At 67.1% G+C, this 13,805-nt stretch carries 12 protein-coding genes; 5 read left to right on the top strand and 7 right to left on the bottom strand.

Going from position 1 to position 13,805, the window contains the following annotated elements; all coding sequences use genetic code 11:
• Window positions 1-6: 6 nt before the first annotated feature.
• From AWX74_RS13455 to AWX74_RS13465, 4 genes are all read right to left on the bottom strand, one after another.
• Complete coding sequence (locus tag AWX74_RS13455) at window positions 7-537, bottom strand: DUF7700 domain-containing protein (RefSeq protein ID WP_423212966.1); 531 nt, start codon at window positions 535-537, stop codon at window positions 7-9.
• Between the two features lie 140 nt (window positions 538-677).
• Window positions 678-1,076, bottom strand: a complete 399-nt coding sequence (locus AWX74_RS13460) for a VOC family protein (protein ID WP_091276043.1) — start codon at window positions 1,074-1,076, stop codon at window positions 678-680.
• Between the two features lie 187 nt (window positions 1,077-1,263).
• Complete coding sequence (locus AWX74_RS42505) at window positions 1,264-1,770, bottom strand: DUF7700 domain-containing protein (protein WP_423212967.1); 507 nt, start codon at window positions 1,768-1,770, stop codon at window positions 1,264-1,266.
• On the bottom strand, window positions 1,766-2,884 hold the full coding sequence (locus AWX74_RS13465) for an amidohydrolase family protein (protein ID WP_226930909.1): 1,119 nt from the start codon (window positions 2,882-2,884) through the stop codon (window positions 1,766-1,768). The genes AWX74_RS42505 and AWX74_RS13465 overlap by 5 nt, the downstream gene beginning before the upstream one ends.
• 423 nt (window positions 2,885-3,307) lie before the next feature.
• Between AWX74_RS13465 and AWX74_RS13470 the strand changes: the two genes are divergently transcribed.
• On the top strand, window positions 3,308-4,177 hold the full coding sequence (locus tag AWX74_RS13470) for an IclR family transcriptional regulator (RefSeq protein WP_165615602.1): 870 nt from the start codon (window positions 3,308-3,310) through the stop codon (window positions 4,175-4,177).
• A gap of 307 nt (window positions 4,178-4,484) precedes the next feature.
• On the opposite strand, the gene AWX74_RS13475 is transcribed toward AWX74_RS13470, so the two are convergent.
• The 3 genes from AWX74_RS13475 to AWX74_RS39990 all read right to left on the bottom strand — a co-directional run bounded on the left by AWX74_RS13475 (window position 4,485) and on the right by AWX74_RS39990 (window position 7,424).
• Window positions 4,485-5,612 (bottom strand): acyl-CoA dehydrogenase family protein, encoded by a 1,128-nt coding sequence (locus AWX74_RS13475; protein ID WP_165615603.1) that lies wholly within the window; start codon window positions 5,610-5,612, stop codon window positions 4,485-4,487.
• A complete protein-coding gene (locus AWX74_RS13480; RefSeq protein WP_165615604.1) occupies window positions 5,612-6,631 on the bottom strand; it encodes an acyl-CoA dehydrogenase family protein in 1,020 nt (339 codons plus the stop codon). The genes AWX74_RS13475 and AWX74_RS13480 overlap by 1 nt, the downstream gene beginning before the upstream one ends.
• A 250-nt stretch (window positions 6,632-6,881) precedes the next feature.
• Complete coding sequence (locus AWX74_RS39990) at window positions 6,882-7,424, bottom strand: TetR/AcrR family transcriptional regulator (protein WP_165615605.1); 543 nt, start codon at window positions 7,422-7,424, stop codon at window positions 6,882-6,884.
• 435 nt (window positions 7,425-7,859) lie between these two features.
• Here AWX74_RS39990 and AWX74_RS13490 point away from each other — a divergent pair, with 435 nt between their 5' ends.
• From AWX74_RS13490 to AWX74_RS13505, 4 genes are all read left to right on the top strand, one after another.
• Window positions 7,860-8,570, top strand: a complete 711-nt coding sequence (locus AWX74_RS13490) for an RraA family protein (protein WP_091276066.1) — start codon at window positions 7,860-7,862, stop codon at window positions 8,568-8,570.
• 299 nt (window positions 8,571-8,869) lie between these two features.
• On the top strand, window positions 8,870-10,138 hold the full coding sequence (locus AWX74_RS13495; RefSeq protein WP_165615606.1) for an ABC transporter substrate-binding protein: 1,269 nt from the start codon (window positions 8,870-8,872) through the stop codon (window positions 10,136-10,138).
• Window positions 10,139-10,213: 75 nt separating this feature from the next.
• The gene (locus AWX74_RS13500; protein WP_091276072.1) at window positions 10,214-12,997 is read left to right on the top strand and encodes a branched-chain amino acid ABC transporter permease/ATP-binding protein; all 2,784 of its coding nucleotides are present in this window, start codon (window positions 10,214-10,216) and stop codon (window positions 12,995-12,997) included.
• Window positions 12,994-13,782: an ABC transporter ATP-binding protein gene (locus tag AWX74_RS13505; RefSeq protein ID WP_091276075.1), complete on the top strand. Its 789-nt coding sequence runs from the start codon at window positions 12,994-12,996 to the stop codon at window positions 13,780-13,782. The genes AWX74_RS13500 and AWX74_RS13505 overlap by 4 nt, the downstream gene beginning before the upstream one ends.
• The last annotated feature ends 23 nt before the right edge of the window (window positions 13,783-13,805 follow it).

A 13,805-nucleotide genomic window follows, 5' to 3' on the forward strand; every position in this document is an offset into this window, starting at 1 on the left:
CGATGTTCAGCCTGCCGATCGGCCCTGCCGGGCTCTGGCACGCTGGACGGCGTCCGCCTCCTGGTACACGTCGTCCAGCGCCGAGGCGATCAGGGCCTCGTCCAGCAACGGGACAAGGTAACCACCGCCAGCTTCAATGAGCATCGGAGCCAAGCGCGTCCTGATCCTTTCAAGGGCCCAAGGAAGCATGCTACCGCCCGCGACCGTGTCGAACTCAACGACCCGGTTGGAGACCTCCGACCCTTCGGCCTCCCGACGGATATAGTGGTAGTGCGGCTTGTCGTCGAACAGGTCGAAGCGCAGGTATTCATAGCCGTCGTCCGTACCACACACATGGATGGACACACCCTCATCGGTGAATCCGCCGTCCGGCGATGCCTCCCGAAGCTCCGTGAGGAGGGCCTCGTTGTCGGCGTAGGTCTCCTCGAGAGCCGCCGGGTCGACATTGCGATACTCGACGCCGATCGTGAGTGCCCCGGCCGGATGCAGGTGCGTGTTCTCGGTGACAGGTGGTTGTGGCGGAAGGCTGTATATCATGCCGACCACGAGCGTCCTCCTTCGTCGCACGGCAATGTCTGAAATCTGTTGAAGACGGTGGATGCAGTGCCACCGCAGGGCGCCCGCTCGAAGATCCAGGCCTGAGCTGGGTTCGCCGAAAGCGTCGCCGACGGCCGAGCTCAGTCGTCGAGCCCGGAGATCCCGGGCCAGCCATGGGTCGAGAAGTCAAAGTAGACGCCGTCCGGCGTCCGCATCTTCATCTCCCAGGTGACGCCAGCATGATCAGCCTCCGGATCTACGAGCATCTCCACTCCGAGGCTCTTCGCTCGCCGGACCGCGGCGTCCATGTCGGAGACGACCAGGCCGATGTGGTTGAGACCCTCGGGCTTGCCGTTTACATAGTCAGCATCGACCTTGATGAGCGCGACGTTGACCGTGCCGTCACTCAGATAGACGGCGCCCGACTTGTCGACATCGCCGGCGCGGCCCACCTCCTCCATCTCGAACAAAGCGGAGTAGAACTTCGAAGCCCAGTGCAGATCGTCGCATTTGATCGCGACGTGTCGAAGCCTGGCCATCTGCAATCTCCGATCTCGACTAACTCCAGAACAGTCCCGAACAGTCTTTCAACTGGTGCAAGCAAGCGGGTTCACCGGCAGCGGGTCAACCATCTAAGTACGTTGGCTACTTCCATATCTCGCGGATGACAGTCCTGTGGCCCAAAGGAAAGATCTGAACTGCCATCCACGCCATCACGCAGGCCACTCATGCGGCTACTTCCGGTCTCACCTTCGCGTTGTTCAGGGAGCGAGCGAGTCGCGCAACGGCCGCGCATGTCTCGCCCAGTCGTGTCAGATCAACGAAATCTGCAAGGTATGATCCGCCGGAGCACCTGAGCATTTCCTGCGTGCGGTTCGCCAGGCAGTCGAGAGCCCAGTCCAGCATCGGGCCGTTTGGCCCCTCGTCGAAGGGCACCCAGACCTGAAAGTCATCCGTCGGGTGAATGTAGTGATAGTGAGGCTCGTCCTCGAAACAGTCAAACCGAAGATATTCGCTTCCGGAAACGGAACCGCAGACGTGGATCGAGATTCCCCAGTCATCCACGTGAACGTCCGAAGGGCCATTCCCGTACGCCCGCCGAAGCACCTCGTCATCGAGATGGCGGCTCTCGACGCCGATTCGCAGTGGTTCCGCGTCAAACCAGGTTGTGTTCGCCTCTACCGGCGGGATCGGACGGCGGCGGACACGATACCCGACGCTCGTGGCGCTAATGCTCCTTCACCTGGGCATCCGCGAGGTGGGGCTCGATTTGCAACATCTCAATCGCGTTGCCACGGACGATCTTGAAGATCTCCGTCGCGTTCAGGCCTGCGAGCACTTTCTCTGCGTAGGCCTTCGTGTTCGGCCAGCTGGAATCCTGATGCGGGTAGTCGCACTCGAACGTGATCATGTCGATGCCGATGTCCTGCCTGGCCTTGATCCCGAACGCGTCCTCGAAGAAGCATCCCCAGATGTGGCCGGGAACGTAGCTGCTGGGCGGCTGGGTGATCAGCGGGCTCCAGTCGTCATGATAGTTCTTCTTGTGCCAGAGGTTGTCGAGGCGCTCCCAGAGGAACGGCATCCAGCCAAGCTGGCTCTCCGAGAAGGCGATCCTGAGCTTGGGGAACCTGACGAGGTTGCCCGACAACAGCCAGTCGGCCATGGCAAACTGCGACGCCGTGGTCGTCAGCGCGATCGGCACGCACAACGGGGCATCGTCGGAGGTCATCTGCCCCTGTCCGGACGATCCGATGTGGATGCAGATCACCGTCTCGGTCTCGTTGCACGCGGTGAAGAACGGATCCCAGTATCCGTTGGCGTCGTGGATGCTCGGCAGGCCCTGGGCCGACGGAAGTTCGGTGAATACGACCGCACGGACGCCGCGCTGCGCGTTCCGCCTTACCTCCAGCGCGGCCAGCTCCGCGTCCCACAGCGGCACGATGCACAGCGGGATGAGCCGACCGCCGCTGTCCCCGCACCATTCATCGACCATCCAGTCGTTGTAAGCGCGGACACAGGCCAGGCCGAGGTCCTTGTCCTTGGCGTCGAGGAAGCGCTGCCCGGCGAACCGCGAGTAGGTCGGGAAACACATCGACCGCTCTATGTGGTTGACGCTCATGTCCTCGAGGCGTTCCTTGACCGAGTAGAACCCGGGCCTCATCCGGTCGTAGCCGATCGGTCCCGGAACGACCTCCTCCGACGGCAGACCTGCCGCGGCGTTGCCGAGCAGGGTCGCCGAAACGTCGCCCTCGAAGAGCCACCAGTCTGTCTCCGGCCCCGTCGCAGCCGGCCGGAACGCGCTCCAGCCCGATCGCGCCGCTCGAGAGATCTCGCCCGCCGGGACCATCTCGTACGGCCCTCGGACGAGCTTTGGACCTGCGTCCCGCCAACGGGCCGGCAGCCACCTCTGCCACAGATCCCGGGGCTCGACGACATGGTCATCAACCGAGATGATCGGCGGAATCTCGACTGCTGCGGAATTCGTTGATTCAGCCATCCGTCGTCGTCTCCTTGCTGTTGACCGCCGGGATCCCCTGCCTGGCAGCGGGACCACAAGGGCATGCGAACTGTTGTTCTTGGTGCCGCGCGGCGGACAGACCGAAGCGGATCATCGTCAATGCCCGTTCCGTTTTCGGCGCGGCCTTCGTCCACTTTTTTAGCGAGTTCGAGAAGGAGGTTTCCCGCGTCGTCCGCCCAGCTGGCAGGCTCTGGTTTGTTAGCTTGCTGCCAGCTTGCCCAGGAGTCAACGTCTGAAGTAGAATTTCATATTATGACAATCTTATCGGCCCACCCGGAACTCGCCGAACCCCTGGCGGCGGTTGTCGATCCCAGCTCTCTGGCCAGCCGGGGCGCGGCTACGACGATCCAGTCGGCCCGACGCGCGACGCGGCTGCTGGTCGCCGTTGCGATAAACGGAGAGCTGTCAGCTCGTGACGCTGCGGCGCGGTTCTCGCTCTCGCTCCCGACCGCGTACCACCTGCTCAACTCGCTGGCTGTCGAGGGAATCCTCACGAAAGAAGGATCGCGGTACGTACTTGGTCCAATGGCTGGGATCGTTGCCGACGGCATCAGTCGCGGAGCCCGCGGACCGGACCGGTACATAGCAGCGATGCGCGAGCTGGCGGAGTCAACCGGCGAGACCACGTATCTGAGTGCCTGGCAGGAGGGCGAGGTACGGATCCTGGAGGTAGCCGAAGGAAGCCATGCCGTGCGCGTCTCAGGGCTCGTCGTGGGCTACTCGCAGAATCTGCACGCGCGCACGAGTGCTCGACTCCTGCTTGCCTTCGCGGATCCGCAGGTACGGGATCAGCGGCTCGACGGTCTGAAGCTGCGTCGGTTGACGCGGGCGACAATCACGAGCCGGTCCGAGTTGAACCGTGACCTCGAACGGATCCGGCGGGACCGGGTCTCGGTGGGCAGGGACGAATATGTCGTCGGTCTGACCTGCGCCAGCGCGCCAATTCTGGAAAATGACGGAGTGGTCGCCGCGATGACGTTGGCTGTACCCTCTTCGCGGTTCCAGGAAAATGGGTCCAAGTTGGTGGCGGCGCTGCGGGTTGCCGCCGCTGACGCCAGCGGCGGCAACCCGGTCCGAGCCACTCCTGGCCGGAACACACCTACGCAGGCAGTTCCTGGATAAGTGCTGAAATGGGCCTGAAAAACCGGCTCCGCACAGTTCAACTGGAAACCGTGTCGGTGCGCCTACAGATCATGACGCGCCGTGGTGACTGGGTGTCGCTCCCGTGGGCCGGGAATGTCCCGCCGGGCCGCGGGACGATCGGCCGTCTACGCGGGGACTGGCTCGTCCCGGTCAGTCGGATCGCTGCAACGCTGGGGATTGCCTGGCACGGCGCACGAGGTGTTCCTCCGTCTCGGTGCAGCCCCGGCCACACCCCCGCCCGCGACCACTGCTGAAACCGCCGATGGGCGTGGTGCGGGACGATCGCTCAACGCCGGGCGTCTGCTCGGGGCATCCCCAGTACCCGCTGGGCGAGCAGGTTGCGCTGGATCTGCGCGGACCCCCCGTAGATGCTCGTAGGTCGTGAGTGGAAGTACTCCCGGACCGCTCGGTCCGACTCGGCGCCGGTGACTGCCAGACCCCCCAGTGCGTCCAGCCAGGCGTGCCCGACCGCCTGCGCGGCGCGTGCCCACAGCAGCTTGGCTGCGGGCCCGGAGGGTCCCTCAGCCCGATCGGCCGCGCGAAGCGAGACCTGTCGAATGGAGTACAGGTGGAGAATCTGTACATCTATGTAGGCCCGCGAGAGCGTACGCCGGATCCGCTCGTGCCGGTCCAGCCCACTCGACGTGACGATCCGTTCGAGGTCCTCAAGACTGTTGAGCAGGTTGGGAACCACGCCGAGGTCGGCGGGACCACGCTCGAGTTGCAGCGCCCACATGGCGATGGGCCAACCGTCGCCCTGACTGCCCAGCAGGCAGTCGGCCGGTACCACGACGTCGTCCCAGAAGGTCTCGCAGGTGTCGGCTTCGCCATCGGCGGTCATGATCGGACGGACGGACACCCCGGGGCTCGTCATGTCGATGAGAAACGCGGAGATGCCCTGGTGCTTCGGGGCATCGGGCTCGGACCGGGCGAGCAGCAGGCACCAGTCGGCATCGCTCGCCCCGCTGGTCCACAGTTTTTGCCCGTTGACGATCCACGCGTCGCCGTTCCAGCGGCCAGAGGTGGTGAGGGCCGCGAGATCCGACCCCGCGCCCGGCTCGCTGAAGCCCTGGCACCACTGGATGTCGCCGCGCAGCGTGGGTAGGAGAAAGCGGTCCCGCTGCTGCTCTGTACCGAACTCGAGAATCGCGCGGCACAGATAGTTGACGTTGGGCGGTATGGCCTGGGCGCCGGCCCGGGCCACCTCCTCGTTGAGGATCACGTCGTAGACCGGCGAGAGAGCCTTGCCGCCCTGTTCCTCGGGCCAGGTCTGCGCTATGTATCCCGCCTCGTACAGCGCATGCTGCCATTCACGGCTGCTCGGTGCCGCGTCGTGGTTCGCGACGAAGGTGCGCAGCCAGTCGGCCAAGGCCCGCCGGTACTCCGCTTCGGCCGGCGTGTCACGGAAGTCCACTAGTACTGCCTCACCCTCGCGTCGTAGACGTGGTCGAGGTGGCCATCGGCGTCGCCCAGCAGGGAGCTTCCGGCGATCACACGCCGCGTGTACAGGTGGGCCGGGTGCTCCCAGGTCTGGCCGACGCCGCCGAAAACCTGCATGACGATCTCTGTCACCTCTCGACCCGTGTATCCGAGCCACGCCTTGGCGGTCGACGCGGCCAGTCGCGCGTCCGGGGCGTCGAGTTCGTCGGCGGCCCAGGCGGCGTAGCTGATCGCGGCATCGGCCGCCTCGCAGACGACCACCGCGTCAGCGCACATGTGCTGTATGGCCTGGAAGGAACCGATGGGCACGCCGAACGCGACCCGTGTCTTTGAGTATTCGATCGCTCCGTCGACCGCCGCGCGCATCGAACCGAGGGCGTCGGCGCAGACCAGGGAGATGGCCAGCGACATCCAACGGTCGTGGTCCGAGGCGTCGATGCGCCCGCTCCGCTCGACCGCTCCTTCGGGGGGCAGCGAGTCGAGAGGGAAAAGCATGTCACCGGTCGAACCGTGGCGCTCGATCGGTGACAATGCGACTCTTGCCAAAGTCCCGGGCGAACCGATGCACAGCCCGACCTCCCCGTCTCCCCAGCGGACCGCGCCGTCGAGGTCGTCGGCAGTCGCCAGGCCGCCGAGGTCGCGGCGCAGCAGTACGGCTGCTGTCATGTCACCGGCGGCGACCGCTTCGGCGAGCTCGCCTGCTTCACCACCCAGCAACAGCAGTTCGGTCGCCAGAAGCGCCGGGACGAACGGAGCGGGGCACAGCATCTCGCCCAGGCCACGGGCGACGATCATCGCGTCCACCCCGCTGCCCAGCGGTGCGTCGTCCGAGCGGAGGCGCAGGCCGAGCAGTCCCGCCTCCACCAGCGAGTCCCAGGCACGCCGGTGGTCGAAGTCGTCGAGATCTCTTGGCCCCGACACTCCGACGACGGAGCGCATGGACCTGATGGTCATGGCGAGCAGCTCCTGCTCCTCGCTAAGCAGCGCAAGCACCGGACAACCACCTTTCTCCATACTGAACGAAATTCAGTCTCATCTCCGCCGCCGCCCAAAGCGGCGGACCCGCATCAACACCGCGGCCCGTCGCAAGGACGTCTACAAGCGCGCCGGTCCGAAGACCGCCCAGCCACCGGCGTATCGAGCGCGCCATGGACATGCCGGGCGGGCGGTCCGGCGTGGCACTGTCCGGCCGACACGGCCGCGGTGACAGGCAGGCCGCTCGCGGACGGTCGCCAACCACCTTCTACAGGAGCGCCAGCATGCCGGAGAACAGCTTCAGCGCGTCGTCTATCAGGCGCTTGCCTTCTGCGTCACCGCGGCAGTGAGGGAATTCGAGGCAGAGCGATTTAAGCGCGCCGGCCAACATCACCGTGGCGGCGTTCACCAACCGGGGATCGTACTCCGACAACAGCGCCCGGTTCTGCCGAGCCCACTGACGGTCGGCCTCGGCCAGGATCTCGTCGAAGCCGGGAGGTGCGTCGGTACCGAGCACCACCATCGGTTCGAAGTCCCGCGCCAGCCACGCGCCCTGAAGGTAGGACTCGACTCCCGCCAGGAGCAGTTCCTTGCCGGTAGAATTGGCCCTGCGCGCCGCGGCCACCGCCGATCGCGTATGTTCTTCCTGGGCGCGCTGGTATTCATCCCACAGTGCGAGGAAGATCTTCTTCTTGCTCCCGAAGTGATGATAGAGGCCGCCGACGCTGATGCCGGAGCGCTCGGCGATGTCGATGATGGACGTCGCCGCGTATCCTTTTTCGGCGAACAACTGGCGCGCCGAATCGAGCATCGCCTGCTTCGACTGGGCGCTCCGCTCCTCGTTCGTCCGACCCTTCGCCTTCCCTTCTTGTCTTGGTGGCCGCGAGGAACGTTGGGCTCCGCGGGACACAGATAGGTCCGCCTTTCTTCCGGGGGGAGCTCCACGGGGAGAGGTCCACCGGTCGGAGCGCGGCGAGACCGGCCCGCCAAGACTACCGAACGCGGTTCGGTAGCGCCAGGAGTAGGTGCTCGTCGTCCCGTCTGAGCAGCGGCGCCCCTTGACGGCTGCCACTCGCGGCGCTACCTTCCGAACCGCGTTCGGTTTTTGGAGCCGCCTGCCCGGATCGGAAACGGATGGCGGCGGGGTTCGGTCGTAGTCCATGCTCGCGATCTACGATCAGGTGTTCTTCACAGCCGGAGACAACGACGAGTCAGGATCCACCGTGCACACATCGGAACGGCTGACATGACTGCGGGAATTCCAGACCGAGAGGCCGTCGAGGCACTGCTGGCGTTTAGCACGCCGTCCGTGCTGAACGGACTCAAGCGACTGGGCAAGCACCCGTCCGAGCTGGAGAGCCTCGACCGAAACGTGGTCCGCTGCATCTCGCCGGGGCTCGGCCGACGTGTCGGTTTCGCTGCCACCCGGAAGGTATGGACCGGCCGAGACAACCCCGAGTCGAGCGGCCTGACGGCCTTGGATAATCCTGGGGCCCACGACGATCACATCCTCGCGGTACCTGGGCCGCGTATCCTCGTCGCCGAAAACGTCGGTGACTGGCGGGGCCGTGTCTGTATCTGGGGAGAAGTCGCAGCCAATCTCTACAAGGCGCTCGACTGTACCGCGGGCATCACTAACGGCCCTGTGCGTGACATCGACGAAATGCAGGAGGTAGGGTTCCAGACCTACGCCAGCGGCGTCGACGTCGGCGGAGGCTTCGTGAAAGTCCTCGAGACCGGGCAACCCGTCGAGATCGGCGGTGTCGCTGTCGCCACCGGAGACCTGCTGCACGGTGACGGCCACGGCGTCGTGAAGGTCCCACTGGAACTGGTCGAGGCGCTGCCTGACGCGATACGCGCACATGAGGCGAAAGAGCGCAAGGTGATCGACTTTTGTCGCTCGTCCGCCTTCTCGCTGCCCGGCTACGCCGCGGCATGGACCGCGAAGTCATATTGAACCGATCTGAACCAGGGAACCGACGGCGACGGCTTGTATCGGCGCGCCTGGTCGAACGTGTCGGTTTCGGTGCAACAGCCCCCACCCGCCACTTGGCGGGTGATTGAGCCGGAGCCGGCTAGATGCCGGTGCCAACCGCTCGACCCAGCCTGATCGGGCGCCGGGAACGAGTGCAGCCAGGCAGGACCGTGCTGCGACCGCCGGCCGGCACCACACGGCGCGGGCAGGACCGCCTGCGGGCAGTCGGCGCGCCCCGCTCAACGATCTACCACACGTCGAGGAACCAGGAGTTGACTTCCATGCCCCAAGACCGCCGCGCCACCACGGACTCCGCGCGCCCCTGGCCGCGGGCGGGCCGTGCCCGCCTTGGCCTTCCCTTACTCGCGGCTGCCGTGTTGGCGGTGTCCTGCTCGTCCTCCGGCGGCTCGTCGACCGGAGGGTCGGCGGGATCGGAGACGCCGTTCGTCATCGGCAACATCACGTCCGCGACCGGCACCTACGCGAGCTCGATCGGCGGCGCGGCCCCCCTCGTCGACGCGTGGGTGCAGTGGACCAACGCTCATGGCGGCATCAACGGCCACCCCGTGAAGATCATTGCCAAGGACGATGGCGGCATCCCGTCGAAGGGCATAGCGGCCGCCAAGGCGCTCATGTCCGCCAAGGTGACAGCGATCGTCGGCCCGGTCAGCAATACCGTGGCCAGCTGGCACAAGATCGTGACCGCCGCCGGGATCCCGGTGATCGGCGGGCAGACGAACGGCGCGGGCCTGTACCAGACCGAGCCGCTGCTGTTCCCGACCGGCGCGACCGACCCGGCCGGCGTTGTGAGCCTCGCGGCCTCCCAGGGCAGCAAGAAGTTCGGCGTCATGTACTGCACCGAGGCTCCGGCCTGCGCCTCCCAGACGGAGGTACTGACCAAGGCGACCGCGAAGTACTCGGCGGCGCTGAACGGGATCTCCATCGCGTACACCGGAACGGTGGCGTCCTCCGCGCCGAACTACACCGCGCAGTGCCTCGCGGCAAAGCAGGCCGGGGTCGACGCCCTCTACGTCGCGAACTCCGCGTCGGTGACCGTTCGCATTCTGAAGGACTGCGCAAGCCAGGGATTCAAGCCAACGGTCGTCGGCTACGGGCCGTCCGCGGACGACAGCTGGCTGACCGAGCCGGCCCTGGACGGCGCCCTCGTCGAAGAGCAGAACTTCCCCTGGTTCGGCACGGAGACCGAGGTCGAGAAAACCCTCCAGGCCGCCATCGCCCAGTACGCCCCGGACCTGTCGAAGTCCCACACCTTCAACGCCAACATCTCCCAGACCTGGGCCTCGCTCGAGGTGTACAAGGCGATCGTCGAGCAGGGCAAGCTGACGCCGAGCTCCACCGCCGAAAATCTGGTCGACGCGATCCACGCACTGCCCAAGGGCTGGAAAGTCGACGGTGTGACCCCGCCGCTGACGTTCGGCGCCGCCGGCAGCCCCAACCCGGCGATCAGCTGCTACTACACGGCCAAGGTCGAGAACGGCGCGTGGGTCGAGCCGACACCCGGCAAGTACGACTGCCTGCCCACCGGCTGACCACCAGGGGCGGCCTGGTCATCCCAGGCCGCCCTCCGCCGCTTTTCCCGTCCACAGCCGTAGTTGGGGGTCCGCATGCGCGACCTGCTGCCATTTATCATCCTTGGCCTGACGAGCGGGTCGGCCTACGGCCTCGCGGGCGTCGGGTTGGTTCTCACCTACAAGACCTCGGGTGTGTTCAACTTCGCCTTCGGGGCGCTGGGCACGCTCGCGGCCTACGTCTTCTACAGCCTCAACGTCTCACACGGCCTGCCCTGGCCCGTGGCGGCGCTGCTGTCGACCGTCGTGCTGGGCGCCGTGCTCGGCTACGTGTTCGAACTGTTCGCGCGGCACCTCTCACATGCCGCGCTGGCGGTACGGATCGTCGCGATGCTGGGCATCGTGCTCGTCATCGAAGGCGCCTTCCTGCTGGCCCACGGCACCGAGTCGCAGACCTTCCCGACTTTCCTGCCGGACAACCGCTTCAAGGTTTTCGACGCGTACGTCAGCGCAAGCCAGTTGATCATCATGGGCCTTGCGCTGGTCCTGACGCTGGGGCTCTACGTCTTCCTCCACCGCACTCGGCTGGGCATGGCCATGCGGGCGGTCGTCGACGACCCGGCCCTGCTCGACCTGGCCGGAACCCGTCCCGCGACGGTCCGCCGGATCGCCTGGATGATCGGCACCGTCTGCGCGCTCATGTCAGGGATCCTGCTCGCGCAGAGCACCAACCTCGACCCGGTGACGCTGACCGCGCTGGTCGCGCAGGCCTTCGCCGCCGCGGCCCTCGGCGCGTTCGCCAGCCTCCCGGCGGCCTACGCCGGCGGGCTCGCCATCGGTGTCCTGTCGGCGATCCTGACCAGGTACGCCTCGTCCAGCGAATACCTCGCCGGCCTGCCGGCCAGCCTGCCGTTCGTGGTGCTGTTCGGCGTCCTGGTGGTGCTTCCGCGGCGGCGGCTCGCCACCCGCCTGCAAAGCATCCCGCTGCCGCGCGCGGCCTGGACCGCCCCGCTGCGCACGCAGATCTTCTTCTGCCTGGCCGCCCTGGCCGCCCTGGCGTTCGTGCCGCAGTTCAGCGGCGACCACATCGGCCAGTGGGCTGGCTTCCTCGCGGTCGCGATCATGTTCCTGTCGCTCGGGTTGCTGGTCAGAACGTCCGGGCAGGTCTCCCTGTGCCACGCGGGATTCGGGGCGATCGGGGCGGTCGCCTTCTCGAAGCTGGCGACCGACGCCCACCTGCCGTGGTTGCTGGCGCTACTCGTCGCAGGGCTCGTCGTGGTCCCCATTGGCGCCGTCATCGCCATCCCGGCGATTCGTCTGTCCGGCCTGTACCTGGCGCTCGCCACCTTCGGCTTCGGCCTGCTGCTGCAGAACATGTTCTACAACACCAGTCTGATGTTCGGCCTCAACGGCTACGGGGTGCCCATGCCCCGGCCGCATCTGTCCTGGCTGGACCTGGAGTCCGATACCGGCTTCTACTACGTGGTCCTGGCGGTCCTCGCCGCCGCCACGGCCACTGTCATCGCGCTCACCCGCACCCGGCTCGGCCGGCTGCTGCGCGCGCTCAGTGACTCGCCGAGAGCACTGTCCATGGGCGGGACCAGCGTGCCCACCACCCAGGTACTCGTCTTCTGTGTCTCGGCGTTCCTCGCCGGCATCTCGGGGGCGCTGCTCGGCGTCAGCCTGATCCAGGTCGACCCGACCTCCTTCAACCCGACGCTGTCCCTGACCTACCTCGCGCTGATCGTGCTGGCCGTCGGCGGGCCGCCCTGGTATGCGCTCGTGCAGGCGGCGGGCCTCATGCTGATCCCCGCCTACGTCACCTCGGGGTCCGTCGGCTACTGGCTGCAGATCGTCTTCGGCCTGTTCGCCGTCCTGCTCATCTTCTCGCCGCAGACGCGGCAGGTGCCGCGATGGGTGCGGCTCAGCTCGGCGGGCATCGCCCGGCTTCTCGGCGAGCGCGACACAGGGCCGGTGCCCGCGGCGCCCGACGCCGCGCCGGATCCGGGTGAGGCGGGTCTTCCCAGCCCTTCCGGCGCTGCGGAGCGCCCGGCCGGCGAGGGACTACGCGTCGACAGCCTCCGGGTGCGGTTCGGCGGGCTGGTCGCCGTGGACCATCTCGCCCTGGCCGCACCCGCCGGTGAGATCACCGGCCTGATCGGGCCCAACGGCGCGGGCAAGACCAGCACCTTCGACGCCATCTGTGGGCTGAATCCCGCGGCCCAGGGCCGGGTCCAGCTACACGGCCGGGACATCTCCCGCTCCTCCCCGCCGGCGCGGGCGGCGGCCGGCCTGGGCAGGACGTTCCAGCAGATGCAGCTCTACGATTCGCTCACCGTCCTGGAGAACGTCCAGCTCGGACGCGAGGCAGCGCTCGCCGGCCGGGGACCGCTGAACCAGATCTTCGCCGGCCGCGGCCGGCACGTCATCGACCGGGCCGCGCGGGAGGCGCTGCACCTGTGCGGCATCGCTGATCTCAGCGATCGCGTGGTGGGCAGTCTGTCCACCGGACAACGCCGTCTCACCGAGCTGGCCCGCTGCCTCGCCGGACCGTTCGACCTGCTGCTGCTCGACGAGCCGTCCTCTGGCCTGGATGCCCACGAGACGGAGGCATTCGGCGCGCTCCTGCGGCGTGTCGTCGCCACCCGCGGCGTCGGCATCCTGCTCGTGGAGCACGACATGTCGCTGGTGATGGATCTTTGCGACCACATCTTCGTCCTCGACTTCGGCAAGCCGCTGTTCGCGGGAAGCCCGGCCGAGGTCACCGCGTCGGACCTGGTCAGGTCCGCCTATCTCGGGACAGGGGGACCGATGGCCGGCACCGACCGGGTTGACGCCTCGTCCGGTAACGACAGCCACGTCAGGGTCGAGGCACAGTGACCGCCGCTCCCGCTCCTGTGAACGAGCCCGCGCGGCCGGCCCTGACCGTCCGTGGCCTGACCGCGGGCTACGGGGGCGTCACCGTGCTGCGTGGGGTGGACCTCGTCGTGCGGCGGGGCGAGGTCGTCGCCCTGGTCGGGGCGAACGGCGCGGGCAAGACCACGCTGCTACGCGCGATCAGCGGAACGGTCCCGGCGACCGGCGGGACGATCCACCTCGGTGAGGACGACGTCACCCGGCTGTCGCCCGCCGAGCGCGCCCGGCGTGGGCTGTGCCTGATCCCCGAAGGGCGCGGCATTTTCCGCGCGCTCACCGTCGAGGAGAACCTGCGGCTGAGCACTCCACCCTGGATCCGGCCCGCCTGCCCCGACGCTGCCTACGAGGCGTTCCCGCTGCTCGCCGACCGACGGCGACAGGTCGCCGGCACCATGTCCGGCGGCCAGCAGCAGATGCTGGCCCTGTCCCGGGCGATCCTCTCGCAGGCGTCGGTGGTGCTGCTCGACGAGGTGTCGATGGGGCTGGCGCCGCTGATCGTGGATGTCATCTTCGCCGCGCTCGCCGCGCTGGCCGCCGAGGGCCGGTCCCTGCTTATCGTCGAGCAGTACGTGCAGCGCGCACTCGCGATGGCTGACTCAGTCCACCTGATGCGCAAGGGCACCGTCACACATGCCGGCCATCCCTCGACGTTGGACGAGACGCGGCTGGTCGCGGAGTACCTCGGCCAGGGCATGCATTCTGACCAGCCAGTCGACGAACGTGCCGGCCAAGCCGCCGTCGGCGAATAGGCGCTGTCACCAGCCCGTACCTG

Source organism: Parafrankia irregularis (genome assembly GCF_001536285.1).
Classification (GTDB): Bacteria; Actinomycetota; Actinomycetes; order Frankiales; family Frankiaceae; genus Parafrankia; species Parafrankia irregularis.